The following is a 22,859-nucleotide window of genomic DNA, read 5'->3' on the forward strand; positions in this document are numbered from 1 at the left end:
CTTGCGACCGCAGTAGCTGCGCGTTTCAGAGGCACGCACATCCGGAGGCCGCACCAGTGCTGCGGCACGGAGGCTATTATGCTCGAGGCCCTTGTAATCATCGTCGCACTTGGCGGACTCGAAGTTGTCCTGTGGGCATTGGATCACCGCCAGCAAAACAAACAGATCGAACTGCTGGACTCCATCTGGACTGAATTGGCTATCCGCAACTCTGCCGAGGAGGAACGGGAACCGGCAAGAAAGACGAGTGTTTGAGTAAGCGCCATGCAGCAGTTGCGAGCAGTCGCAGCTCAGACGACAAAGGCAACGATCCCAATGTCACGTCGGCTAAAGGTAACCTGGCCGGCAGCCAGCGTGAGAAACGGTGGGGAAAATCATGTCAAATAAACGGCCTACGGCTCAAGCATGTCAGGCGAATCGAGCGTCCAATCGGTCGCGAAATCCGTGCGCAACCTCCGAACACGTCTTTGTGGAGTGGCCACGCACCGCTCCTCCCAAGCGGTTGATCTCCAAGCAAACTGCAATTGCCAAACGGGAAGCCGTTGCAGATAAATCGCAACCGCCGAGGGTCGAACCGCGGGAGTGGCTGCTGTAGCTCCGCAGATTTTGCGCCGCTTGTGTCCAGTACCGGGCAGACAGCTGACTTGCTGTGGCGTAAAAAGGTCAATTGGCGGAGGCAAGAAGGTCAGACCACCGTGATCGTACTCACGGAGTTGCACGATCCTCTCCGTTGGCGTTCGCGAGAAGCTCCGTTGGACATCTCGGCCGTACTCTTCCGGTAAGTGGCTGAGATAGATTCAAACTCCAACAATCAATCGTAACCTGTTGCTCTCCGAAAATAGGGACGACGAATGAGCCAACGCCGCAAGAGAGTCCTGATAGTGGACCTCGACGAGACTGTGCTCATCAGGCTGGAATGTCTTTTGGAGGATGCGGGCTGTGACACGTGCACGACTTGGAACGTCGCCGAGGCGGTTCGCCTCTTCACCGGCGACGGATTCGATTTCGTTCTGATTGGGGATCATCCTCCGGAACTGGATGCCGAAAAGATCCTCAGAGAGCTTGAGGTTCGGAATCCGGATTGCCGGCGGCTCGTCTTGAAGCCCATAGCCCGGGAATCCGACCGCGAGCGATTTCAATCTGTTGGTGCATCAGTTGTAATCGCCAAGCGAGATCTGTCCCAAATTGTCGGCCGACTATGGGACGATCCCGGCCCCACAACTGTAAACCAGCTCAACCTTCGGAAGATCGCGAGTTAGCCGCTGATGGTTGTAATCGCAGCCTGCCCGCGATGAATTCTTACGATCCAGGGACGGCTCACGGGTTCCAGTGCTGTTGGAGCGGATGTTCCCATGATCGAGAAGTGCGCCAATCACGCCTGCTGCGCACAGTTTAGATACTTGCATGAAGGCAAGTTGTTCGTGATGGAGACAGACGGCCCGGACGCGTCCGCTGTCACCCGAGGTGCAGATTCGGCCGGCAAAGTGCGAACATTGCAACACTTTTGGCTGTGCGACACCTGTTGCAAAACGATGGTCGTCACGCATGATCCGCATGACAGGGTGAAGGTGATACCGCACGCCGGCCCGATCATTCTTCAAGCAAGCTGACGTGATGCTTGCTCGCAACCGTCAAATCAGGCCCTGAATTACGCCCGTCTTATCGTCCACGTCCACCCGCACGGCCTGGGGGGATTTGCCCAGCCCGGGCATCAGCATCATCTCACCGGTCACGGCCACGACAAAGCCTGCTCCAGCAAACAACCCAGCATCCCTAACGGTTAGCGTCCAATTACGAGGCGCGCCTAGCACTTCCGGATCATCGGTCAAGGAGGCCTGCGTCTTGGCCATGCAGACGGGCAAGAGACCATAGCCTCTTTGCGTGAAGACCTCCAGTTTTTTCCGGGCGGCAGGCTCGTACACCACCTCACCTGCACCATAGATTTCGCGGGCAATCGTTTCGATCTTTTCCCGCAGCTGCAGATCGGGAGTGTAGAGAGTGCGAACCGCCGCCGCGCTGGCATTCTCGGCTGCCCCGACGACCTTCTCCGCCAAATCGATGCCGCCTGCTCCTCCCTGTTCGTACACCTCCGAAACGGCGGATTCTACCTCAAGCTCGCGGCCGAAGCTGCTGATCGCATCCAGCTGTTCCACGGTGTCACCTGGGAACTTGTTGATTGCGACCACCACCGGCACCCTAAACTTCCGCAGCGTGTCTACATGCTTGGCAATGTTCTCGAAGCCTGCCTGGAAGCCGGCACGGAGTGGGAGTGCGCTCGCGTTTTTCCCGCCTTGTCTCAGGATCGATCGGGCGGAGACGATCAGCACGGCGGCCGAAGGCTGCAGGCCGGACGAGGGCATGACCAGGTCAAAGTACTTCTCCGCGCCCAGATCCGCCGCGAACCCCGTCTCGTTCACGACGTAATCGGCCAAGTGCAGCGCCATACGCTGTGCCAGCACGCTGCTGGTTCCATGGGCGATATTTGCGAAGGGTCCTGTATGGATGATGGCCGGTGTGTGCTCGGTAGTTTGCACAAGGTTCGGCATGATGGCATCGTTCAGCAGCACCATCATGGCGCCCGTCGCTTGCAAGTCCTGCGCGCGAATGGCTTTGCCATCGAAGTCAAGCGCGACCACCACCTGGTCCAGTCGTCGCCGCAAGTCCTGGCGGCCGCAGGTCAGGCCCAGGATGGCCATAATCTCCGACGCTGCCGTAATCACGAATCCGTTCTCGCGCGCCGGTCCGTTGGTGAGGCCGCCCAGGCCGCTCACGATCGTGCGCAGCGCCCGATCGTTGATGTCCATGGTGCGTGGCCAGAGCACATTCTTCACGTCGACGCGCAACGCATTTCCGTGATGGATGTGGGCGTCAAGCATCGCGGCGAGCAGGTTATGGGCCGAAGTCACGGCATGGAAATCGCCGCTGAAATGCAGGTTAATCCGGTCGCTGGGCAGCACCTCGGAGCGGCCGCCACCGGTCGCTCCTCCCTTCAGGCCGAACACGGGTCCAAGCGACGGTTCCCGCAGAGTTACGATCGACGTCTTTCCGATCCGTTCCAGCGCCTGGGCCAATCCGATCGAAGTGACTGTTTTGCCCTCACCACTGCTGGTGGAAGTCATCGCCGTGACCAGAATCAACCGCCGGCGGCTCGGCGGGCGAGGCGCGGACAATAGTTCCAGTCGCAGCTTGGCGACGTGTGTGCCCCATGGTTCGACGAACGCATCCGGAATGTCGAGTTTTGCGGTGATCTCTCGGATGGGCAGCAACGGAGCAAGCATACGGCCTCCCGGCGAGCGCGGTACCAGAACTAGGGCTGTTGATGCTCGACCCTACTCCCACCACTGTGTACGTGCGTCGGCTGGTTGACAGCGGCGGCGATCACGCCTGCGTGTGATCGCCTCTTCCTCGCCGGCTCGTGAGGGTTCAACGCGGCGCCGTCGAAGGCCGAGCCAACGACTCGAGTTCGCGGATGACTTCGTAGCACTCGCAGGCTGTTTTCTCCAACTCTCTTCGATCCGCAATGCAGACCTGGCCACGACGGCAGCGAACAAGTCCGGATTTCTCCAGGGAACCCATGGCTGCCGCTAGGGAAGAGCGGCGGCAGCCGAGCATTTGGGCGAGGAACTCCTGTGTCAGCGGCAGTATGTCGGAATCGGTTCGGTCCCGGCTCATCAACAGCCAACGGGCCAAGCGCTCGCGGACCCGGTGCAGACGATTGCAAGCAGCGACCTGGGCCACTTGGTTCCAATACGCGTTGGCAAAATGCCGCAATATCGATTCGAGGCGTGGTGATTGCGGCAGCATTTTGCCGAGCAGCCGCGGCTCGATTGTGAACGCATCTCCTTGGAGTTGGACAACAGCGCGCATCGGGATCGACGGAATTCCTAGCAGCACCGAGGTACTGACAAACCCCTCCCGCCCGACGATGCCGACTTCGACGCTGGTTCCGTCGCGCATCATCGCGACCATGGAAATCATGCCGCTGTTGGGAAAGTAAACGAACGCTATCGGGCGGTTGGGCACGCCGATGGACTCCCCGGAATGCAGCCGGACACGTCCCAAGTGAGGGAGCATTCGATTCAACTCTTCGGCCGGAAGTGCCGCCAGAATCTTGTTGCCAATTCGATGACGGCTTGACTGGGAGCGATCGCAGGCATGCACTCGCCTCGTCACCAGATCTCTGGGTGGCCCGACGCGCGAAATGTTCTTTCTGGCCATACCTCCTCCTGCTTCAGGCCGTTCTGCTCGCAAGCCATCCACGGTCTTCGACCACGAATCCTAGTTTCAGAACACGTGCTCTGCCCGGTCTCCCTTGAAGGCGAGGCGGTGCAGCACAAGCTGTCCTGCCGAATTGGACCTGAAGCCCACCTGATCTTGCTCAATCGGCTTGATGACCGGAACCAGAGTGCACCTCACCTGCGCCTCCGCCGGTGTTTTGGCAAACATTTGCCGAAAGACCATGACGTGCTCTTCGCCTTGCATGGTGTGTCGAACGTCGTACTCACCGGCTGGCAAGAGCACACTGCCGACCCACACGGGATCGTAGAAGCGCACTTGTCGCTTATCGGCGATGCCATACTTGTTGGCAGCGGCCTGAACGGTCCCGGTCAGGATGAGAACTGCGAAGATGACAAGCCCTGTAAGGAGCACCTTCCGTCGCATAGCGTGCCTCCACGAAACTGAGCTGGGGAAGGCAGAAGCGCTAGACTGTGGGTGCAGGCCGAGACGGTCGGCCGATGCACCGCAGCCGAACGCCCCACCTCTATTTTGAATGATGCTCCGTGTCGGCAAGTTGAGGCTTGAAATCTGTGCCGCCGCATCAGTGCCTTCCCGAAATGGAATGCCTGAGCGTATCCAAGACCATCGTAAGTAGATCGCTGGACGATACATCGCCATGCGTGCGATAAACGGTCCAAGGCGGGTCAAGAGTTTCCGGCAGCCAAACCAAGAAGTCTCCGACGGTGTTCTATGCAAGCTCAGATCAAGCTCGGGCGTCTATTCGGAATCCGCATCGGCCTTCACTACAGTTGGTTCATCATCGCATTCCTGATCGTTTTCTCGTTGGTCGAACAGTTCTCCACGGTACACCGCGACTGGAGCCATAGCGTGATCTGGGGCACCGCGATCCTTACTGCGGCGCTCTTCTTCGTCTGCATCGTGCTGCACGAGTTGGGGCACTCGGTAGTTGCGCAGAGCCGCGGCATCCGCGTGCCTTCGATTGTGTTGTTCGCTTTGGGTGGTGTTTCGCAGATGGAAAAAGAAAGCCCCGACGCCAAGTCTGAGTTCTGGATGGCTCTCGCGGGACCGCTGGTGAGCCTGATGATCGGGTTGTCTTGCCTCGGCTTCGCCCGGATGTTGGGCTGGGGCGGGATTTCCTCGCCGTCTACACCGGTGGCAGCGATGTTGGCGTGGTTAGGCTACATCAACTTCATGCTCGCTATCTTTAACCTGATTCCTGGTTACCCGCTGGACGGCGGACGCGTGCTTCGCGCTGCGACCTGGTGGATCACCGGAAACATGGAGCGCTCCACACGCATTGCCTCGCTCGTGGGGCAGGGATTCGCCTTGCTTTTCATCCTCGCGGGGCTGTGGCGCTTCTTCACGGGGGAGGGTTTTGCCGGGCTGTGGATCGCGTTCATCGGCTGGTTCCTGCTCGATGCCTCCCGTTCCAGCTACGCACAGATGCAACTTCTGCAGGTGCTGCAGGGGGTGAAGGTACGGGACGTGATGGACCGCGACTGCACCCCTGTGGACGCGAATACTACACTTCAGTCGCTGGTGGATGAATACTCGCTACCCACAGGAAAACGCTGCTTCGTAGTCCAGAAAAATGGTTACCTGGCAGGATTGATCGCCACTGCCGACATCGGTCGTATCGGGCGCGATCGCTGGCCTGTCACTACCGTGGAACAGACCATGAAGCCCCTGCCCGAGCTGCATGTCGTTTCCCCGGACGCCCCAGTCGCTCAGGCTCTGGAAACAATGGCACGCGAAAACATCAACCAACTGCCAGTTGTAACCAACGGCCGACTGGAGGGCATTCTCTCCCGCGCGCACCTGCTGCAGGTTCTACAGAATCGCGCTGAATTGAGATTGTAATTTACCGATATGTCCACGCCATGAAACGGAGTTTAAGCCGCGGTGGTATAGGATTTCGGCCTTGCGGAGTCGGTTGGGCCCAGTGCCCGATAGACACCGCGCACCAGCATCCACAAGAGGTAATAGAACACCACAATCACCACTACCCCCATTCCGCGTAGTGCGGCAGGTAGCGCTTGGCCGAGGATTCGCGAGGGCATATTGAGCACGAAAGCCGCGAGCACGCCGGCGATCAGCCCCAGAATCGCTCCCCAGATTGGCAGCCGATGCGGGACGAAGCCTCGCGGTGCCAGCATCGCCCAGGTACCCCATGCCAGCGGAGCAAAGCACCACAGTAACGCGAGCGGGTAGGCCTTTGCCATGTCAGGCTCGGGATCACCGAAACGGTGAACGCGGCGCAAGCAATCCCCACAGAAGCAATTGCGCTTCCCGCAACAAATAGACGTAGCATACGTGCCTCCACTTTGCGTCCTCATTATGGCGCTCGCGGGATGGGACTGGCAGCGCTTTCAAGCTGACGTGCCAGGTATTCCCGAATCGAAACGACATCGGGAAACCGGCACATTTCCTGCCTGCTAGGTTATGTCGCGGGCGGCGGCGCGGGCGAATTCCGCGGCAAAACGGGCATAAAGCGTAGGGCTCATGCGCACCGGATTGTTGATCCGCAGGAAGCGGGGCTCCAGCGCAAAAGGAGCATAGGGAGTAAGCCGGCGATCATCGCCGACCAAGGGCAGTTGCGGGGTACAGGCCTGGTTACAGTCCTGGCGCTCAGGCCAGCGCGAGCAGGCGAGGAGCCGAAGATCGGCGCGCCCAGCCAGTTCGGTGCGCGCGGCGTGCCCGCCGTCCACGGAAACATCGGCCCAGCGCAGCGTCTCGGGACAGATGATGGTGCGTGGCTCACCAAACTGGAGAGAGCGTGCGTAAGCCCAAAGCGCAGGGGCGCCGAGGAAAAAAGCGGCGCCTACAAGGAAGAGAACCAGCCCGACGAGGATCAGCATGGCCCACCTCCGGTGCCCGCATCGCGGAGCACCCCTAAGATGCTTGTACTCGCTTGGCGCACAGAAATGCTGTGACGGGTGAGCAAAGTGTTTGTGATTCGGGGAAAACGGGCTGACGGCCAAGATCGCCTGCCAATCCGCTGCACCGTAACCGCAAGACTCAGGTCTGGGCCATAAGGGGACTGCGCTCATCTACCGGATGCGGACCGCAGCGACATCCGCTCGGACGGCGCCAATAACTTGCCGAATGGGGCATCAAAAACGGGAGTACCCGACGGCTGTAGCTTGAAAGAATTTGGCTGCCCCCCAGGGATTCGAACCCCGATATGCTGATCCAGAGTCAGCTGTCCTACCATTGAACGAGGGGGCAGTGTCCAGGGCTGGCCGTCCGGATTTAGAAACCTGGTTCGATTTTATGGGCTGTTCCGGACTTCGGTCAAATCCGTTCGTCCGTGGGCTACTTCCCGCACTTCGGCATGGCGGTGATCCGCCCGTCGCCGCACACATCGGGACCGAATCCTGACGAACTGACGTACTGCGATACGCTCCGCTGCGATTACAATGCACCGGAAGGAGAATGTCATGGCAATTCAAACCGGCCTGATCGAAACCGTGCACGATCCGGCGGAAATCGCGCGCCGGCCGCTCCAGGCCGAGCTCTGCTCGCTGGTCGTGGTTGACATTCAGGAGCGCCTGCTGCCGCCGATCTTCGAGAAAGAGCGCCTGATCCGCAATTCGCAATTGCTCATTCGGCTGGCCGGCATTCTGAACATGCCCATCCTGGCGACCACCCAGTACGCGAAGGGACTCGGTCCGATTGTGCCCGAGATCGCTTCCCTGCTGCCGCCCACGCCGGCGATTGACAAGATGGAATTCGGCTGCTTCGGCAGCCAGGAGTTCTGCTCGGCGGTGAAGTTGCTCCCCGGCAACCGCACCACGCTGTTGCTCTGCGGCATGGAATCCCACATCTGTGTGACGCAGACAGCGCTGGGCGCGATCCAGGAAGGCTACCTGGTGCACGTCGCCTCGGACGCGGTCAGTTCGCGCACCGAGTGGAACTGGAAAATCGGCCTGCGCCGCATGGAAGCCGCGGGAGCCATCGTCTCTTCCACCGAAATGATGATGTACGAGCTCATGCGAGCGTCAGGAACTGCGGTGTTCAAGGAGATGCTGCAGTACCTGAAGTGAAGGTTAAAAGTCAGAATTAGGAAACAGGACGAAAGATGCAGCGAGAGTAGCTCTTCGCCCCCTTTCGATTTTTTGCTTCTGACTTTTTCTGACTCTATTCTTGCTCGCTCTGCCCTTCTTCTTCCGGCGCCTCCGCCGCGTCGTCCTTCCTCTTCTTCACCCGCACCACGATGATTTTGGCGAAGCCCTCGTCGAAACTGGGTGGGCGCAGCTTGGCCGCCATGCGCTGCATGACCTCTTCCGGCACGATCCGCGCCCGGCGCCGGTTCCGCTCCATGCAGACTTCCGCCGGCACATCGAAAAATACGGCGTGCACCTCGTAGCCGAACTCGCGCGCCATCTTGATCCATCCATGACGTTCGCGCGGCGAGAGGTTGGTGGCGTCCACGTAATTCCACGGCATGCGGGCCACCAGTCGCGCGCGCAGCAGGGAGCGCAGAGTGCTGAATACCAGGTCCTGGTAGCGCTGCTCAGTGGTGTCGTCGAACAGCAGGGTGCGCAACAAATCGCTGGACAACGGCGTTACGCCGCGGCGCTTGAACCAGCTGCTCTTGCCTGAGCCCGGCAGTCCAATCGCGAGCACCACCGCACCCTTTGGCGGGCGTGGCGCGCGTTGCGCCGGTTGTGGTGGACGACGTTCCAGCGGCGCAACCGCCGCGGGCAATTCCCCCGCGACCTCGGGGGCCGCGGGTTCCTGTGTTTCCGGCGGCGCCGGCGCCACCGGCTTGGGAAGCGCGCCGCTGCGACGCCGTCCGCGTCCACCCCGGCTGCGGCGGCGCTGTCCACTTCGACCCGGACGCGGCGACTCGCCCGCCTCGGCGGAAATCGATTCCGCCGGCCCTTCCTGCGGTGGCTCGGGCGGTTTGGGCGCTGGCTCCGGCTCTTGCTCCGACACATGCAGCGGGCGGTCCATATCCGGATATGCCGGCTGGAGCGGTTCGGGTTGCTGGCTCGCTGGCGGGGATCCTGCGGACTTCGGTTGGCGCCGCTTCATGCGGTCGCGCTGCCACTTGCGCATTTTCCGATTGGAACACACTGGGCCGACATTCGGCAACGCCGCCTCCTGGTTCCGCGCTTCTGGATTTGCGCCCGTATCCCCGCGGTGTTACGATTTTTTGCTTTGCGCACCGCGCCGAAACTTCTAGCTGTGCGCGCTTGATCTCTGGAGGCAAGATGGCAATCAAAGTCGGCATCAATGGTTTTGGCCGCATCGGCCGCAACATTCTTCGCGCCTCGCTCGGCGACTCCAATCTCGAGTTTGTCGCCGTCAACGATCTCACCGATCCCAGGACCCTCGCCCACCTGCTGAAATACGACTCCGTGCTGGGCAACCTGACTCAGGAAGTACGTGTCGAGCAGGATTCCATCAAAGTAGCCGGCCGCAGCGTGCGCGTTTTCTTCGAGAAGGACCCGGCCAAGATCGACTGGGAATCCGTCGGAGCGCAGGTTGTCGTGGAGTCCACCGGCCGTTTCACCAACGCGGAGGACGCCCGCAAACACCTGCGCGGCCCGGTGAAGAAGGTCATTATCTCCGCGCCCGCCAAGAACGAGGACATCACGATCGTCCTGGGCGTGAACGAGGACAAGTACGACCCCGCCCGGCACAGAATCATCTCCAATGCCTCCTGCACCACCAATTGCCTGGCGCCAATCGCGAAAGTTGTCAACGATGAATTCAAAATCGTCAGCGGCACCATGACCACCATTCACTCCTACACTAACGACCAGGTGATCCTTGATTTCCCCCACAAGGACCTGCGGCGAGCGCGCGCGGCGGCGATTAACATGATTCCGACCACCACCGGCGCAGCCAAGGCTGTTTACCTGGTGATTCCGGAACTCAAGGGTAAGCTCGACGGCTTCGCCATGCGCGTGCCCACGCCCAACGTGTCGGTCGTGGACCTGGTCTGCTTTGTCGAAAATAAGACGAGCGCCGAGGGAGTGAACGCGGCGATGAAGAAGGCCTCGCAGTCCGGCCCGCTCCAGGGATATCTCGGCTATGAGGAAAAGGAGTTGGTCTCGATGGATTTCCGTGGCGATGACCGCTCCTCCATCGTGGACGCGCCGCTCACCCGCGTGGTGGCCGGCAATTGCGTGAAGGTGATCTCCTGGTACGACAACGAGTGGGGCTACTCCTGCCGCGTGCGTGACCTCATCAGTTTCATCGGCAAGAAGGGCCTGTAGCGTCTTCGTTGCCAACCCTGGTCTCGCCACCGGTTTGGCGAGACGGGGTTGGCGCTGATCAATTTTCTATCGGCCATTCGGTTTCTCGCCTCGAGTTTCTGGAAACCAGAAACTAGAAACTGGAAGCTGCCTTTATGCCGTCTGTATTCGCAGCGCGTGTGCAGGAGTCAACCATGAACAAACTCTCCATCCGCGATCTGCCGCTCAGCAACCACCGCATTTTCATGCGCGTGGATTTCAACGTCCCATTGGACGACAGCGGCCGCATCACCGACGACACACGCATCCGTGAAACCCTGCCCACCGTCGAGTACGCCCTGCGCCACGGTGCGCGCCTCATTCTCGCCTCGCACCTCGGCCGTCCCAAGGGCAAGCCCAACCCGAAGATGAGCCTGCGACCGGTGGCCGAGCGCTTGCGCATGCTGCTCGACAGGAATCTGGGCCGCGGCGAAAACGTTGGCTTCTGCACCGATTGCGTCGGCATCCAGGCGGAAGAAATGGCCGGCAAACTGGAGAAGGGCCAAACCCTGTTGCTGGAGAACCTTCGCTTCCATCCCGAAGAGGAAGCCAACGACGAAAAGTTTTCCAAGGAATTGGCCAAACTGGCGGACTATTACGTTAACGACGCTTTCGGCACGGCGCATCGCGCGCACGCCTCCACCGTCGGCATCACCAGATTCGTCGAGCATTCCGCTGCCGGCCTGCTGATGGAGAAGGAAATCGAGTATCTCGGCAAAGCGCTGCACTCGCCCGCCAAGCCGTTTGTCGCCATCCTCGGCGGCGCCAAGGTCAGCGACAAGATCGCCGTCATCCGGAACCTGATGCACAAGGTGGACGCGCTCATCATCGGCGGCGGAATGGCCTACACCTTCCTCAAAGCGCAGGGCCACGAGGTCGGGAAGTCGCTGGTCGAGGAAGACAAGCTCGACCTGGCAAAACAATTGCTCAACGAGGCGCACACAAAGAAGGTTAAGTTCCTGCTGCCGGTGGATCACGTGGTCGCCGGCAAGATCGCTGAGGATGCGGTGACGCACATCGTCGGCGAAGGCCAGCCGTTTCCGCCGGATAAAATGGGCCTCGACATCGGACCAAAAACCATCGAGCTCTTCAGCGATGCCATCTCGCGCGCCAAGACCATAGTCTGGAACGGTCCGATGGGCGTGTTCGAGACGCCGCTGTTCGCACGCGGCACCCGCAAGATCGGCCAGGCGGTGGCCGACAATCCCGACGCGATTTCCATCGTCGGTGGCGGCGACACCGTCTCCGCGGTGCACGATGCCGGCATCGCCGACAAGATGACGCACATCTCGACCGGTGGCGGCGCGTCGCTCGAGTTCCTCGAAGGCAAAAAGCTTCCCGGCGTGGAAGCGCTGTCGGACAAGAAGTAGTCGTTGTTCGCTCGTCGTTAGTCGTTGGCGACTCCGCGAACGGCGAACGACCAACGACTGACGACCAACGACTCAAATGCGTATCGCCATCGGCAACGACCGCATCATTACCTTCCAGACGGGCGACATCACCGTTCAGGACACCGACGCTGTCGTGAACGCCGCCAACGAACAACTCGCGCCAGGCGGCGGTGTTTGCGGCGCCATCCATCGCGCCGGCGGTCCTGCGATCTGGAACGAGTGCGAGACGATCGTGGCCAAACGCGGGCCGCTTCCCACCGGACAAGCGGTCGCAACTGCCGCGGGCAAGATGAAGGCACGCTACGTCATTCATACCGTCGGTCCTGTCTGGCACGGCGGCCAGAGCGGCGAACCGGAGAAGCTGGCGAGTTGTTATCGCGAATCCATCCGCGTCGCCGATGAACTGAAGCTGACGAGCATCGCCTTCCCTTCTATCTCCACCGGAATTTTCGGCTATCCCGTCGCGCAGGCCGCACCGGTCGCGCTGCAGGCCGTCGCCGCTGCGCTAAGGAATGCTCAAGACCTCCGCGAAGTGCGTTTTGTACTCTTCGATCCAGCCACCGCCGACGCTTACACCCGGGCTGCCGCGAATGCCACGTATGGACGCCCCACACAAAAATCTTTAGCTGAAAGCTGGTAGCTGCGAACGGATAGTCCTTATGCGAAAAAAACTTATCGTCGCCAACTGGAAGATGTTCAAGACTCCCGACGAGACCTTCGCCTTCGTACAATCGTTTCTGCGCGAAGTCTCCGGCCACAACCGCGACGAGATCGTGGTCTGTCCGCCGTTCGTGGACATTCCCACCGCCGTGCAGGCAGCGCGTCATTCCAACGTGCAGGTCGGCGCCCAGAACATGTTCTGGGAGAAAGAAGGCGCGTTTACCGGAGAAGTTTCCGCCGCCATGTTGCTCGCCGCTGGGTGCACGCACGTTATCATCGGCCACTCCGAGCGCCGCCAATACTTCGGCGAGACCGACGACACCGTCAACCGCAAGCTCATCGCCGCGCTCACTGCCGGCCTGGTGCCCATCGTCTGCGTCGGCGAAGTATTGCAGGAGCGCGAGTCGGGGTTGACGGAAGACGTTCTGCGCCGCCAGTGCATGGGCGCGTTCCGCACCATCTCGGCTGACAAGGCCACGCCCATCGTTGTCGCCTACGAACCGGTGTGGGCGATCGGCACGGGAAAAACGGCGACGCCGGCGATAGCGGCCGACGCGCATCGAGTGATTCGAGGCGAAGCGGCTAAAGCGTTAGGACAGACCGTAGCCGACAACATGCGCATCCTCTACGGCGGCAGCGTCAAACCTGACAATGCCAAGGCGCTGATGTCCCAATTCGAAATTGACGGCGCGCTGGTGGGTGGCGCCAGCCTCGACCCCAAGTCCTTCACCGCCATCGTGAAATACTAAGATCTTCTTAACCACGGATTGCCACCGCTAGACAACGGATCGAGAAAGGATCTATCCGTGAGGATCCGTGCAAATCCGCGGTCAAGTTCATTGTCGGGAGTCGTTAGCCGCTTGCTCCCGGCGGATGGCGGTTCGCAGCGCACGAACCTGCTTCATGTGGTGACGCGTATGCTCCCAGTGAAACTTGCGCCACTGGTTGGCGGTGAGCGGCCCGATAATGGGATGCACGGCCACGATGCCGCTGCCGAGTTTGCCCTGCGTCTCCGTAATTTTCAGATCCATTTCCGCGAGCGACGCACGAATCGTTTCGACCGCCTTGGCCGGATCGAGCCCGCGCGGGCGCGTCCATTCCGGCGCTTGCCGCCCGGTCGGAAAGTACCCGATTTTGACCACGATCAGCGTGACCAGCCATTCACGCAGCGTTGGCGGTCGGGCATTGGCGCCTCCCTGCTGCACGGCGCGCTCCATCGCCTTGCTGGTGCTGCTGAAGGCCAGCGACAGATGTTCCAGAATTTGCGCCGTGCTCCATTTGGCGTCGCGATGCCAGGCCAGTTGCCCGGCTGACATCGCGCTGGTCTCGCGTTCAATCGCATTGCTGGCGCGCTGCAGGTAAAAATCCATTGGGCGTTACCTCGCCTCCATTACAATGATGGTTTTTGCCGGCGCGCGGCTGCGGATTATGTGAATAGGAAGATCCCCATGAGAAACTGTTTGTTCGCCGTACTCCTCGCCTCTTTGATCACACTAATAGCCTGTGACAGTGGTACCCCCGCCAAGCCGGCGGCGGCGCCGGCGGACGCGAAGAAAGAGGAACCCGCCACCGCCTACACCGCGCGCGAAGCATTCCAGAAGCTTTATGCCACGGCGCACTTGTGGGCGCCTGACGCGCGTCCCTACAACCTGCAGTCCAATCCGTTCAAGGACTACACCGGCAAGGACGGCAAGGCAGTGATCTGGCGCGCCGGCTTCGCTTCGGCGGCGCGGCGTTCGATCCGGGCACACGTCTGGTCCGGGGTTCATTCCGAGGACGCGCCACCGGCGGGCATTAACTCCGGCACGGAGGACACCTACAGTCCAACCAACAGTTCCACGCAGGTATTCGATCCGGCGTTCCTCAAGGTCGATTCCGACAAGGCCTTCGAAGTCGCGCAGCAGCACGGCGGCGAAAAGCTGACCAAGGCGGATCCCAAGCAGCCGATCATCTATCTACTAGATTGGAACCCAAGGGAGAATGTGCTGACCTGGCACGTGATCTACGGAACCAGCCCGTCGGAAGCGAAGCTGAGGGTTGCAGTGAATGCCTCTACCGGCGTTTTTGAGCGGGTGGAGAAGTAGGCGGCGTGTCCTTGGCCTGCGTGTCGAGACGGGCGAGCCCTTTCTTGGCCAACTCGGCAAATTCGCCGTGCGGCAGCAGATTCAAGTATTTCTGATAATTGCTGCGCGCCGGCGCGGTTCTGCCTAGCTTTTCCTGCGCCTCAGCCAGTTTGTAGGTGGCCGCCGCGTGGTTCGGCATGTAGTCCAGCGCCTCCGCGTAGCGCGATTCGGCGGCGCGGTAGTTGTTGCGCTTGAAATAGAAATCCCCCACCTCAACGTTCTTGTCCGCCTGATGAGGATTGTAGGGATGTAGTTCCTGGACATCGCCGGCGCTGCCTGTCTCACCCGCAGGCGGAGACAGCGGAGCATCCGACTCCTTGCTAGAGCTCTCGTTGGAATCGGACGACCGCGGCAGCGGCTGGTTCTGGGGAACTCGCGGCTGCTGCGGTGCGCTCCGCTCGTCGTCTTCAGCGCCGCTTTCTTTGCATTTCTCCAATCCACCGACGTGGATGCAGTTGGGAGCGCCGCGCTTCAGGGCCTTTTTGATCTTTGCTTCCGGTTTCTTCTCTGGGTTCTGCGAGGCAGGCGGTTGCGATGGGGTTTGCGGCGGCTGTGCCTGCGGCTGCTGCTGAGGAGCGTCGGGAAGCTGCGAATCGGGCGGCGGAGCCTGCTGAGCAAACCCCGGTCCGCAACAGAAGACCACGAGCAACACCATCTGCAATGTGATGGACCGCGGCATCACCACGATTCTAGCGCTTCCCTCCGAACAAACATAACCCCGAACCGCAGCACAAGTAGCGACCCCAAAAAAGGCCGTCCGGTTAGGACGGCCCTGCTGCGTAGGTTCCCGGGGGAGGGAAAGGTTTTCGATTTTCAGCTCTCGAATTTCACCTCAGAGCTCGAAACGCACAACTCACACCTCGTCACCGCTGCTCTGGGAGCCTTGTGGAAGCTGTGGATACTGAGCTCGGCGCCTGCTCGTTGATGTTCGTCATCAAGCGCACATCCACCCGTCGGTTCTGGGCGCGCCCCGTGGTGCTCTTGTTCGAGGCGACTGGCTGATCCTTGCCCAAGCCGATGATATAAATCTTGTACGCCGGAACCTGATACTTAGTGACCAGGTACCCGATGACGGAGTCGGCGCGCCGCTTGCTCAGCACGTAATTGTATTCGGCGGGGCCCACCGAGTCGGTGTTGCCGTCCACGACGACAATGAAGTGCTTGGTGTTTGGCAGTTCGGCGCCGAGCTCATCCAGCGCCTTCTTCTCCTTGGCCGTCAGGTTGTACTTGTCGAAGCCGAAATGCACCGCGGTTTCCACCACCGGGCGATAGTTGTCCAAGTTGGCGACGGTTCCGGTGAGGCTGTCGGCGCGATTGGCGGCTTGGGTGGCGAGGTTCTGGGCCTGGTCGGCAGACTGCCCGGCAGCCATCGCCTTTTGATCGGCAGCAGCGGCCTTGGCCTGCACCGACTCGATGCCTTGCTTTGCGCGCGAGTCCACGTCGCGGATGTCGCGCGTGTTCTTGGCCGTCAGATCATCCAGTTCGTTGACTTTGTTGATAGTGGGCGCAACCTCGTTGCGGACGTACTTCTTGGTCGCGCAGCCAACGCTGAAAGGCAGGCTGGCGGCTAACACCAAGGCGAAAGCAGAAATACGGGTCATGGGGACTCCTTATGTTGGCGGCAGCTCGGCTGCACGGCGCAATCCGGCTGCGATCCACAGAGCCGCACGCGGATGTGACGGCCCCTTCAAAACAGCAAGCGGCCTGCCATTTACTCAGAGGTTATGAGCGCCCGTAAGTGCTTTGTTTACCGATGATTCTCGGCGCGTTGCGGGCGGGCTGCCGGGCCGCAGCAGGCAATCATGGCATGGCGCGTAGAATTTTTACCGGGCGCTGCTCTGATAACATTTCTCGAAGGCTTCTGCCCTCCTCTAATCCTCCGTGGACCTGCACGATAAAATCCGCAGCCTTCCCACCCAGGCGGGCGTGTACCTGTACAAGAACGCCGAGGGCGAGGTGCTCTACGTCGGGAAGGCGAAGAACCTGCGGAGCCGGGTGCGCAGCTACTTTGTCGAGGGCCGGGCGGAGGACGCCAAGACCGACAGCCTGCTGCGCGAGGCGGTAGACGTTGACTACATCGTGGTCGATAACGAGAAGGAGGCGTTGGCGCTCGAGAACAACCTAATCAAGCAGAAGCAGCCGCGGTTCAATATCCTGCTGCGCGACGACAAAACATACCCCTACGTGAAACTCACGCTGGGTGAACGGTTTCCGCGGGTATATGTGACGCGTAGGTTGAAGAAGGACGGCAGCTCGTACTACGGGCCCTACTTCCCTGCCAACCTGGCGTATCGGATCGTGGACCTGATCCACCGGCACTTTTTGATCCCCAGTTGCAAGGTGGACCTGAACCGGTTTCATCCTCGGGCCTGCCTGCAGTACTACATCGGGCGATGCCTGGGACCGTGCGTGCAGGGCCTGACAACGCCCGCCGCCTACGAGGAAGCGGTGCGCGACGTGAAATTGTTTCTGGAGGGGCGTCAAACGGAGCTTTCGCGCTCGTTGCGGCGGCGCATGGAGGCTGCGGCGGAGAACCAGCAGTACGAGCTGGCGGGCAAGTACCGTGACCTGATCTCCACCGTCGAACAGTTGCAGGACAAGCAGCGCATGGCAGCCGTCGAGGGCAGCGACGCCGACGTGTTCGGCTTCCATTGGGAAAACCAGATGCTGGCGGTGAACCTGTTTCACATGCGCGGCGGGCGGGTGCTGGATCGCCGGGAATTTTTCTGGGAAGACCTGCCGGCCACGCTGACGGGCGAGAGCGGCGAATTCACGCCGGGCGAGTTCTTCTCCGCGCTGCTGAAGCAGGTCTACATTGACCAGCAGTACGTCCCGCGCGAGATCTTCGTGCCGGTGGACTTTGAAGATCGCGAGCTGCTGGAAGAGTTGCTCTCGGAAAACTGCGGGCACAAGGTTCACATCACCGTTCCACAGCGCGGAGAGAAGCGGTCGCTCATTGACCTGGCCGGCCAGAACGCGAAGCAGTCGTTCGACCAGCGCTTCCGGGTGATGAAGCCGGCCACAAAGGTCATCCAGGAGGCGTTGCAGGATGCGCTCACCTTGCCGGAGTTGCCGCGGCGGATCGAGTGCTTCGACATCTCGCATATCCAGGGCGCGGAGACGGTCGCGTCCATGGTGGTGTGGGAAGACGGCAAGATGAAGAAGAGCGACTATCGCAAGTTCATCATTCGCTCCGTCGAAGGTGTGGACGATTTCGCCTCGATGCGCGAGGTGGTGACGCGCCGCTACAAACGCGTCCTGGAGGACAAGGCGAAGATGCCGAGCCTGGTGCTGGTCGATGGCGGCATCGGACAACTGCACGCCGCCGCCGAGGCGCTGGAGTCGCTGGAGATCACCAACCAGCCGCTGGCCGCCATCGCCAAGCGCGAGGAGATCATCTACGTCCACGGGCAGGAGGATGAGCCGGTCGTGCTCGACCATCATTCGCCGGTGCTGCACCTGGTGCAACTCATTCGCGACGAGGCACACCGGTTTGCCGTCACCTTCCATCGTAAGCGGCGCGAGATGCGCGACCGCAACACCGAACTGCTGGAGATTCCCGGAGTCGGAGAGGGAACCACGCGGCGTCTGCTGCAACATTTCGGGAGCGTACAGGCGGTGAAGGAAGCGGACGCGGCGGCGCTGTCGTCCGTGGTGAGCAAGCCGCAGGCCGAGGCGATACTGCAGCACTTCAGGAACAACTCTTAGCTCTTAGCTCAGATGGCGTTGAGAGCTACATCAAGGTCCGCGACGATGTCCTCCACGTCCTCGATGCCCACCGAAATGCGGACCATGCCGTCGGTAATGCCGATGGCGCGTCTTCCCTTCTCGCCGAGTGCGGCGTGGGTCATGGTAGCCGGGTGCGAGATGAGGGTCTCAACCCCACCGAGTGACTCACCCAACGACAGCGTGCCTTTGGATTTCTTCAGCATGCGCTTGGCATCGCCGAGCGAGCCGGTTTCGAAGGTGATCATGGAGCCGAAGCCGCTCATCTGCTTCTTCGCGAGCGCGTGCTGCGGATGGTTGGGCAGGCCGGGATAGAAGACCGCTTTCACTTTTTTGTGGCTGGCGAGGTATTCGGCGATACGGCGGCCGTTTTCGTCGTGACGCTGCATGCGAACACCCAGCGTCTTCACTCCCCGCAGCACCAGCCAGCACTCAAACGGCGACATGATCGCGCCCGCCGACTTCTGAATAAACGCCAGTTGGTCCGCCTGTTCGTTTTTCGTGCACACCACCACGCCGCCGAGGCCGTCGCTGTGACCATTGAGAAACTTGGTGGTGGAGTGCACCACCATATCAGCGCCAAGTTCGATGGGCCGCTGGAAATACGGCGACATGAAGGTGTTGTCCACGATGACTTCGGCGCGGCGGCGGTGCGCAAGAGCGCAAATCGCCGGGATGTCGCTGATCGTCATCAGCGGGTTGGTCGGGGTCTCGACGTAAACATAGCGCGTGTTCTTGCGGATAGCTTGTTCCACCGCGCGCAAGTCGGAGGTGTCAACATAGGTGAATTCGAGTCCATAGTTGGTGAGAATCTGGTTGAACAGGCGTGGCACGCCGCCATAGACGTTGTGGGAGCAGACAAGGTGGTCGCCGGCTTTCATCATGGTGCAGATGGCGTTAATTGCCGCCATGCCGCTGGCGAAGACGCGGGACCACGCGCCGCCCTCCAGCGCCGCCAGACTTTCCTGCAGCCGGTCGCGGGTGGGATTGGTGACGCGCGCGTATTCGTAGCCGAGACGCGGCTTGCCGAGTTCGTCCTGCACATACGTCGAGGTTGCAAAGATGGGGAAGGAGACGGCGCCGGTGAGAGGTTCGGGCTCCTGGCCGGCGTGGATGGCGGTGGTGGAGAAGCCTCGGCGGTGATTTTTCGGCATGATGTCGGTTCCGCGCAGATTTGTAATTGGTAATTTGTAATTTGTAATTCCTGCCCGCCGTGCCGTGCGCGTTTTGAATTACAAATTACAAATTGCAAATTACAAATTCTTCACGGTCCTTCAAAGATGTTCTTCGAGAGATACCGCTCGGCGGAGTCGGGGATCACGGTGACGACGCGCTTGCCGGGGCCGAGTCTTTTCGCCACTTCGATGGTGGCCCATACGGCGGCGCCACCGCTGGAGCCGGCGAAGACTCCTTCCTCGCGTGCCAGTCGGCGAGTCATCTCAAACGACTCAGGATCATTGGCGGTGATCACCCCGTCGGCTAGCTTCATGTCGGCGGTTTCCGGGATGAAGCTGGAACCGATGCCCTCGACCTTGTGATCGCCGGGCTGTCCGCCGCCATAAATGGACCCCTGCGACTCGACCAGGTACGCCAGCGCGCGCGGATTGCGCTCCTTGACGAATCGCGCCACGCCGGTGAAGGTGCCACCGGTTCCGGCGCCGAGCACCACTGCGTCCACTTTCTCCTGCATCTGCTCCCACATTTCGCGGGCGGTGGTTTCGTAGTGGTAGTCGGGATTGGCGGGGTTGGAAAACTGGCCGGCCAGGAACGAACCGGGAACCTTTGCCGCCAGTTCCTGCGCACGTCGGATGGCGCCCGCCATGCCTTCGTCGTCGGGCGTGCGAATCACCTCCGCGCCCAGCGCCTGCATGAGCACGACTTTTTCCTTGGCGAATTTTTGCGGGATACAGACGATGACGCGGTATCCGCGATTGACCCCGATCAGCGCCAGGCCGATCCCGGTGTTGCCCGCGGTCGCTTCCAGGATGGTCGAACCGGGATGCAGGCGTCCTTCGGCCTCGGCGCGCTTGATGATGCCGATGGCGGCGCGGTCTTTAATGCTGCCGCCGGGGTTCAGGTATTCGAGCTTGGCATAGACATCGGCAACGCCGGGCGGCGGAAGTTTGCGCAGGTGCAGCAGCGGCGTTTCGCCGACCAGCTCCGTGATGTCCTCGGCGACACGCAGGCGGGAGGCTTGTTGGAGCGTCATGGGGGGCACTCGACAGGGTAAGAGAGGCGGGGAGCGGAGTCAATTGCGATTGCAGGATTGTGGAATTGGGAAATCGAAGATTGCAGATTGACGATCGAAAACTGGCGGCCGCCTCCTCAGGATGACAGAATTTCAGGTCGTCTCAGCCAGGGGTTCCTCGCTGCGTCCGGGATCATTCCAGCGAATTGCTAATGGCTTACAGCTAACAGCTACTGAGCCACCGGAAATTGGTCGCCCGCGGCCGTGTCGTAGAAATCGGAAAGGTCCGCGTGGCCGGCCAAGGTTTCCCGCTCTTTGCCTTCCACCAGGATTTTCACGCGAATGGTGCCCGGGAAATTAGCGGCGAGCGTGCGCGCGATGGAGGCGACCGTAAGCTGTTCCACCAGGATGCCGGAGCGGTGCGTGTCGGCGAATGCCGCGTTGGTGTCCACAATCGCCATGTTGGGTTTGACCAGGAAGACGTACTTCACGTCGGCGCCGCTTCCCAGCGGGTGCGGCGATCGCTTTCCCAGGTAGATAGAGAGCAGCGCGCGCAGCAGTTGGCGGGCACGCTCGTTGGGGTCGCCGGGAACCGCAATGATTGCGTCCTGCCGGTGCAGCATGCCGTCGCTGTCGTTGGCGACATAGAGCGTAACGCGCTCGGTGGGGCCGGAAATTGGCGGCGCGATGGGACGCGTATCCATAACCCCCGTCGGCAGCCGTTCCGCCTGGCGCTTCAGGCGGAGCGCGTAGTAGCCCAAGGCCGCAACGGCGATCACCAGCAGCAGCAGCAGGATCTTTAACCGCAGCGTCATCTCGACCCGCTGCGTCATCTCGCGGCCCCCGCTCCGGGTTGAGGTGCCGGCTTGGAGACTCCTGCGATGCCGTCGGCAATGGCGGCGCAAATGGACTGCTGGTAGGTGGCGTCCATCAGGCTGGCCACGTTGCCCGCCAGCGGCATGACTTCAATCGCCACCGCCGAGGCGGCGACATTGTTCAACGGGCGCAGCAATACCGGCGCGGTGCCGACCGGGATGGAGCGTTTTGTCATTTCCGCCGCGACGCTGCCCGCCAGTGCGCGACTGCTGTCGAGGAACGAGGCCTGCGCCGCGTCCCACGGCAGAAAGCTGCCGGCGCGCGGCGCCGTTTCGCCGAGGTGCGCGGTGTAGATGCGCACGCCGGCGCCAGTGGTCCCGGCGTGCAAGGTGATGAACATCAGCGGGCGCGCGGCATTGGTCAACGCCGCGCGTTGATCGAAGCTGAGCGACGCGTCGCCCTCGCGCAGCAGGGTGGCAGCGATTCCCTTTTGCTCGAGCGCCGCCCGTAGCCGCCGCGCCCATGCCAGGGTAACGTCCTTTTCAGCCAGACTTCCCGATAACGCGGCGCCGCGATCGTCGCCGCCGTGGCCGGGATCGATGACCACCGGAGTGCGCGCATGGGTTGCCGGCGCGTGCCCTTGCGGCGTACTCGGAGACGCAGGCTCTGGAGTTGGCGCCGGTGCGGGCGCAGGAGGCGGGGTCGCCGCAGGGAGTGGCGCCTGCGCGCGAACCTGCGGGACGGGCGCAATGGTGATGGTGCGGTTCTGGTCGCCGAAGGTGGCAAGCAGCGGAGCGCCGCTGTGGATGGTCAGTTCGGCGATCCCATCGTGCTCCGAGAAACTGGCGGAGCGGATGGTCTTGTCGTCAAACGCCAGCGTGCCCGGGGCGGCGATCACCGGCTCGCGTGTAAACACCATGCGCAGCCTGCCGGGCTCGGTGGAGATGGACGGATTCACCGGAGCGGAAAAGCGCAGCACTAGCTTGGGGCCCGCAGACTGGAATTCGGTCTTAAACTCAGTGGTGGCCCCGCCAATGAACAAACGGTGGCCGGGCTCGCGCTCTTCCATGCTCTCCGGCAGCAGCCGCGCGAGCACCACCACCAGCGACTGCAACGGTACCAGTGCGCGCCCGTTGTCGAATACAAACGGCGCCGACAGATCCAGGTTCTTGCGGTTTACCTTCGCTCTGGTCTTGCCGGATTTGAATTCTGACTCGGTGTCGTTGAATTTCAGCTTCCACTTGTCGCCGTCCTGGCGGGCGGCGGCCGACCCGAGCGGGGCAAGCACATCGAGCAAGGGCACGTAGGGATGCCCGTCGCGATTCACCAGCGTGACGGAGTAGGAAGTATGCGGCGTATAGATGCTGAAGCGCTGGTCGGCGGCGGTGGCGAACAGCGCGGCGATCGTGAGCATAATCGCGACGGCATGGCGGCGGGATTTCACGAGTGTAGGCAGAATGTTAACCGA

At 61.2% G+C, this 22,859-nt stretch carries 24 protein-coding genes and 1 tRNA gene; 11 read left to right on the forward strand and 14 right to left on the reverse strand.

Translation table 11 applies throughout. The features are described 5' to 3' along the window. The first annotated feature begins 78 nt into the window (after window positions 1-78). From LAN64_00830 to LAN64_00840, 3 genes are all read left to right on the forward strand, one after another. On the forward strand, window positions 79-255 hold the full coding sequence (locus LAN64_00830; GenBank protein MBZ5566372.1) for a hypothetical protein: 177 nt from the start codon (window positions 79-81) through the stop codon (window positions 253-255). Between the two features lie 596 nt (window positions 256-851). Next, a complete protein-coding gene (locus tag LAN64_00835) occupies window positions 852-1,259 on the forward strand; it encodes a hypothetical protein (protein ID MBZ5566373.1) in 408 nt (135 codons plus the stop codon). Between the two features lie 93 nt (window positions 1,260-1,352). Beyond that, window positions 1,353-1,610 (forward strand): hypothetical protein, encoded by a 258-nt coding sequence (locus LAN64_00840; protein ID MBZ5566374.1) that lies wholly within the window; start codon window positions 1,353-1,355, stop codon window positions 1,608-1,610. A gap of 21 nt (window positions 1,611-1,631) precedes the next feature. Here the strand turns inward: LAN64_00840 and LAN64_00845 are convergent, their stop codons facing one another. From LAN64_00845 to LAN64_00855, 3 genes are all read right to left on the reverse strand, one after another. After that, a complete protein-coding gene (locus LAN64_00845; protein ID MBZ5566375.1) occupies window positions 1,632-3,278 on the reverse strand; it encodes a formate--tetrahydrofolate ligase in 1,647 nt (548 codons plus the stop codon). A 145-nt stretch (window positions 3,279-3,423) separates the two neighbouring features. Continuing rightward, complete coding sequence (locus tag LAN64_00850; protein MBZ5566376.1) at window positions 3,424-4,074, reverse strand: Crp/Fnr family transcriptional regulator; 651 nt, start codon at window positions 4,072-4,074, stop codon at window positions 3,424-3,426. Window positions 4,075-4,284: 210 nt separating this feature from the next. Further along, window positions 4,285-4,662, reverse strand: coding sequence for a hypothetical protein (locus tag LAN64_00855; protein ID MBZ5566377.1), 378 nt, complete (start codon window positions 4,660-4,662; stop codon window positions 4,285-4,287). A 306-nt stretch (window positions 4,663-4,968) separates the two neighbouring features. Between LAN64_00855 and LAN64_00860 the strand changes: the two genes are divergently transcribed. Next, window positions 4,969-6,099, forward strand: coding sequence for a site-2 protease family protein (locus tag LAN64_00860; protein ID MBZ5566378.1), 1,131 nt, complete (start codon window positions 4,969-4,971; stop codon window positions 6,097-6,099). A 32-nt stretch (window positions 6,100-6,131) separates the two neighbouring features. Here the strand turns inward: LAN64_00860 and LAN64_00865 are convergent, their stop codons facing one another. The 3 genes from LAN64_00865 to LAN64_00875 all read right to left on the reverse strand — a co-directional run bounded on the left by LAN64_00865 (window position 6,132) and on the right by LAN64_00875 (window position 7,467). Beyond that, window positions 6,132-6,461, reverse strand: coding sequence for a hypothetical protein (locus LAN64_00865; protein ID MBZ5566379.1), 330 nt, complete (start codon window positions 6,459-6,461; stop codon window positions 6,132-6,134). A gap of 213 nt (window positions 6,462-6,674) precedes the next feature. Then, entirely contained in the window at window positions 6,675-7,097 is a 423-nt protein-coding gene (locus LAN64_00870) for a hypothetical protein (GenBank protein MBZ5566380.1), read from the reverse strand. 296 nt (window positions 7,098-7,393) lie between these two features. Beyond that, window positions 7,394-7,467 (reverse strand) — tRNA-Gln (locus LAN64_00875). Between the two features lie 212 nt (window positions 7,468-7,679). Between LAN64_00875 and LAN64_00880 the strand changes: the two genes are divergently transcribed. Continuing rightward, the gene (locus LAN64_00880) at window positions 7,680-8,285 is read left to right on the forward strand and encodes a hydrolase (GenBank protein ID MBZ5566381.1); all 606 of its coding nucleotides are present in this window, start codon (window positions 7,680-7,682) and stop codon (window positions 8,283-8,285) included. 94 nt (window positions 8,286-8,379) lie between these two features. Here the strand turns inward: LAN64_00880 and LAN64_00885 are convergent, their stop codons facing one another. Then, on the reverse strand, window positions 8,380-9,198 hold the full coding sequence (locus LAN64_00885; protein MBZ5566382.1) for an ATP-binding protein: 819 nt from the start codon (window positions 9,196-9,198) through the stop codon (window positions 8,380-8,382). Window positions 9,199-9,458: 260 nt separating this feature from the next. On the opposite strand from LAN64_00885, the gene gap reads away from it, so the two are divergent. From gap to tpiA, 4 genes are all read left to right on the forward strand, one after another. After that, entirely contained in the window at window positions 9,459-10,469 is a 1,011-nt protein-coding gene (gene gap / locus LAN64_00890; GenBank protein ID MBZ5566383.1) for a type I glyceraldehyde-3-phosphate dehydrogenase, read from the forward strand. Window positions 10,470-10,642: 173 nt separating this feature from the next. Next, window positions 10,643-11,857: a phosphoglycerate kinase gene (locus LAN64_00895; protein ID MBZ5566384.1), complete on the forward strand. Its 1,215-nt coding sequence runs from the start codon at window positions 10,643-10,645 to the stop codon at window positions 11,855-11,857. A gap of 76 nt (window positions 11,858-11,933) precedes the next feature. Then, window positions 11,934-12,518: an O-acetyl-ADP-ribose deacetylase gene (locus LAN64_00900; GenBank protein ID MBZ5566385.1), complete on the forward strand. Its 585-nt coding sequence runs from the start codon at window positions 11,934-11,936 to the stop codon at window positions 12,516-12,518. A 19-nt stretch (window positions 12,519-12,537) separates the two neighbouring features. Beyond that, entirely contained in the window at window positions 12,538-13,287 is a 750-nt protein-coding gene (gene tpiA, locus LAN64_00905; protein MBZ5566386.1) for a triose-phosphate isomerase, read from the forward strand. An 87-nt stretch (window positions 13,288-13,374) separates the two neighbouring features. Here the strand turns inward: tpiA and LAN64_00910 are convergent, their stop codons facing one another. Then, window positions 13,375-13,908 (reverse strand): DUF1569 domain-containing protein, encoded by a 534-nt coding sequence (locus LAN64_00910; GenBank protein ID MBZ5566387.1) that lies wholly within the window; start codon window positions 13,906-13,908, stop codon window positions 13,375-13,377. A 78-nt stretch (window positions 13,909-13,986) separates the two neighbouring features. On the opposite strand from LAN64_00910, the gene LAN64_00915 reads away from it, so the two are divergent. Further along, window positions 13,987-14,622, forward strand: a complete 636-nt coding sequence (locus LAN64_00915; protein MBZ5566388.1) for a hypothetical protein — start codon at window positions 13,987-13,989, stop codon at window positions 14,620-14,622. Here the strand turns inward: LAN64_00915 and LAN64_00920 are convergent. Beyond that, window positions 14,591-15,340, reverse strand: coding sequence for a tetratricopeptide repeat protein (locus tag LAN64_00920; GenBank protein ID MBZ5566389.1), 750 nt, complete (start codon window positions 15,338-15,340; stop codon window positions 14,591-14,593). The genes LAN64_00915 and LAN64_00920 overlap by 32 nt on opposite strands. Before the next feature lie 184 nt (window positions 15,341-15,524). Then, window positions 15,525-16,262: an OmpA family protein gene (locus tag LAN64_00925; protein ID MBZ5566390.1), complete on the reverse strand. Its 738-nt coding sequence runs from the start codon at window positions 16,260-16,262 to the stop codon at window positions 15,525-15,527. A gap of 280 nt (window positions 16,263-16,542) precedes the next feature. Here LAN64_00925 and uvrC point away from each other — a divergent pair, with 280 nt between their 5' ends. Beyond that, a complete protein-coding gene (gene uvrC / locus LAN64_00930; GenBank protein MBZ5566391.1) occupies window positions 16,543-18,369 on the forward strand; it encodes an excinuclease ABC subunit UvrC in 1,827 nt (608 codons plus the stop codon). Window positions 18,370-18,377: 8 nt separating this feature from the next. Here uvrC and LAN64_00935 read toward each other — a convergent pair whose 3' ends face one another. From LAN64_00935 to LAN64_00950, 4 genes are all read right to left on the reverse strand, one after another. Continuing rightward, entirely contained in the window at window positions 18,378-19,541 is a 1,164-nt protein-coding gene (locus LAN64_00935; GenBank protein MBZ5566392.1) for a PLP-dependent aspartate aminotransferase family protein, read from the reverse strand. Between the two features lie 110 nt (window positions 19,542-19,651). Further along, entirely contained in the window at window positions 19,652-20,596 is a 945-nt protein-coding gene (cysK, locus tag LAN64_00940; GenBank protein ID MBZ5566393.1) for a cysteine synthase A, read from the reverse strand. Window positions 20,597-20,805: 209 nt separating this feature from the next. Further along, complete coding sequence (locus LAN64_00945; GenBank protein ID MBZ5566394.1) at window positions 20,806-21,408, reverse strand: GerMN domain-containing protein; 603 nt, start codon at window positions 21,406-21,408, stop codon at window positions 20,806-20,808. Further along, window positions 21,405-22,805: an N-acetylmuramoyl-L-alanine amidase gene (locus LAN64_00950; GenBank protein ID MBZ5566395.1), complete on the reverse strand. Its 1,401-nt coding sequence runs from the start codon at window positions 22,803-22,805 to the stop codon at window positions 21,405-21,407. The genes LAN64_00945 and LAN64_00950 overlap by 4 nt, the downstream gene beginning before the upstream one ends. Between the last annotated feature and the right edge of the window lie 54 nt (window positions 22,806-22,859).

The organism is Terriglobia bacterium (assembly GCA_020073185.1).
In the GTDB taxonomy this organism is placed as follows: domain Bacteria; phylum Acidobacteriota; class Terriglobia; order Terriglobales; family Acidobacteriaceae; genus JAIQGF01.

Bases quoted from the DNA above. Each gene is read 5' to 3' on its own strand.
- LAN64_00880 (MBZ5566381.1), top strand. From the start codon at position 7,680: ATGGCAATTCAAACCGGCCTGATCGAAACCGTGCACGATCCGGCGGAA.
- LAN64_00855 (MBZ5566377.1), bottom strand. From the start codon at position 4,662: ATGCGACGGAAGGTGCTCCTTACAGGGCTTGTCATCTTCGCAGTTCTC.
- gap (MBZ5566383.1), top strand. From the start codon at position 9,459: ATGGCAATCAAAGTCGGCATCAATGGTTTTGGCCGCATCGGCCGCAAC.
- LAN64_00850 (MBZ5566376.1), bottom strand. From the start codon at position 4,074: ATGCTCCCTCACTTGGGACGTGTCCGGCTGCATTCCGGGGAGTCCATC.
- LAN64_00870 (MBZ5566380.1), bottom strand. From the start codon at position 7,097: ATGCTGATCCTCGTCGGGCTGGTTCTCTTCCTTGTAGGCGCCGCTTTT.
- LAN64_00885 (MBZ5566382.1), bottom strand. From the start codon at position 9,198: ATGGACCGCCCGCTGCATGTGTCGGAGCAAGAGCCGGAGCCAGCGCCC.
- LAN64_00925 (MBZ5566390.1), bottom strand. From the start codon at position 16,262: ATGACCCGTATTTCTGCTTTCGCCTTGGTGTTAGCCGCCAGCCTGCCT.
- LAN64_00935 (MBZ5566392.1), bottom strand. From the start codon at position 19,541: ATGCCGAAAAATCACCGCCGAGGCTTCTCCACCACCGCCATCCACGCC.
- LAN64_00860 (MBZ5566378.1), top strand. From the start codon at position 4,969: ATGCAAGCTCAGATCAAGCTCGGGCGTCTATTCGGAATCCGCATCGGC.
- LAN64_00945 (MBZ5566394.1), bottom strand. From the start codon at position 21,408: ATGACGCAGCGGGTCGAGATGACGCTGCGGTTAAAGATCCTGCTGCTG.
- LAN64_00915 (MBZ5566388.1), top strand. From the start codon at position 13,987: ATGAGAAACTGTTTGTTCGCCGTACTCCTCGCCTCTTTGATCACACTA.
- LAN64_00900 (MBZ5566385.1), top strand. From the start codon at position 11,934: ATGCGTATCGCCATCGGCAACGACCGCATCATTACCTTCCAGACGGGC.
- LAN64_00910 (MBZ5566387.1), bottom strand. From the start codon at position 13,908: ATGGATTTTTACCTGCAGCGCGCCAGCAATGCGATTGAACGCGAGACC.
- cysK (MBZ5566393.1), bottom strand. From the start codon at position 20,596: ATGACGCTCCAACAAGCCTCCCGCCTGCGTGTCGCCGAGGACATCACG.
- tpiA (MBZ5566386.1), top strand. From the start codon at position 12,538: ATGCGAAAAAAACTTATCGTCGCCAACTGGAAGATGTTCAAGACTCCC.
- LAN64_00835 (MBZ5566373.1), top strand. From the start codon at position 852: ATGAGCCAACGCCGCAAGAGAGTCCTGATAGTGGACCTCGACGAGACT.
- LAN64_00845 (MBZ5566375.1), bottom strand. From the start codon at position 3,278: ATGCTTGCTCCGTTGCTGCCCATCCGAGAGATCACCGCAAAACTCGAC.
- LAN64_00895 (MBZ5566384.1), top strand. From the start codon at position 10,643: ATGAACAAACTCTCCATCCGCGATCTGCCGCTCAGCAACCACCGCATT.
- LAN64_00865 (MBZ5566379.1), bottom strand. From the start codon at position 6,461: ATGGCAAAGGCCTACCCGCTCGCGTTACTGTGGTGCTTTGCTCCGCTG.
- LAN64_00840 (MBZ5566374.1), top strand. From the start codon at position 1,353: ATGATCGAGAAGTGCGCCAATCACGCCTGCTGCGCACAGTTTAGATAC.
- LAN64_00920 (MBZ5566389.1), bottom strand. From the start codon at position 15,340: ATGCCGCGGTCCATCACATTGCAGATGGTGTTGCTCGTGGTCTTCTGT.
- LAN64_00950 (MBZ5566395.1), bottom strand. From the start codon at position 22,805: ATGCTCACGATCGCCGCGCTGTTCGCCACCGCCGCCGACCAGCGCTTC.
- LAN64_00830 (MBZ5566372.1), top strand. From the start codon at position 79: ATGCTCGAGGCCCTTGTAATCATCGTCGCACTTGGCGGACTCGAAGTT.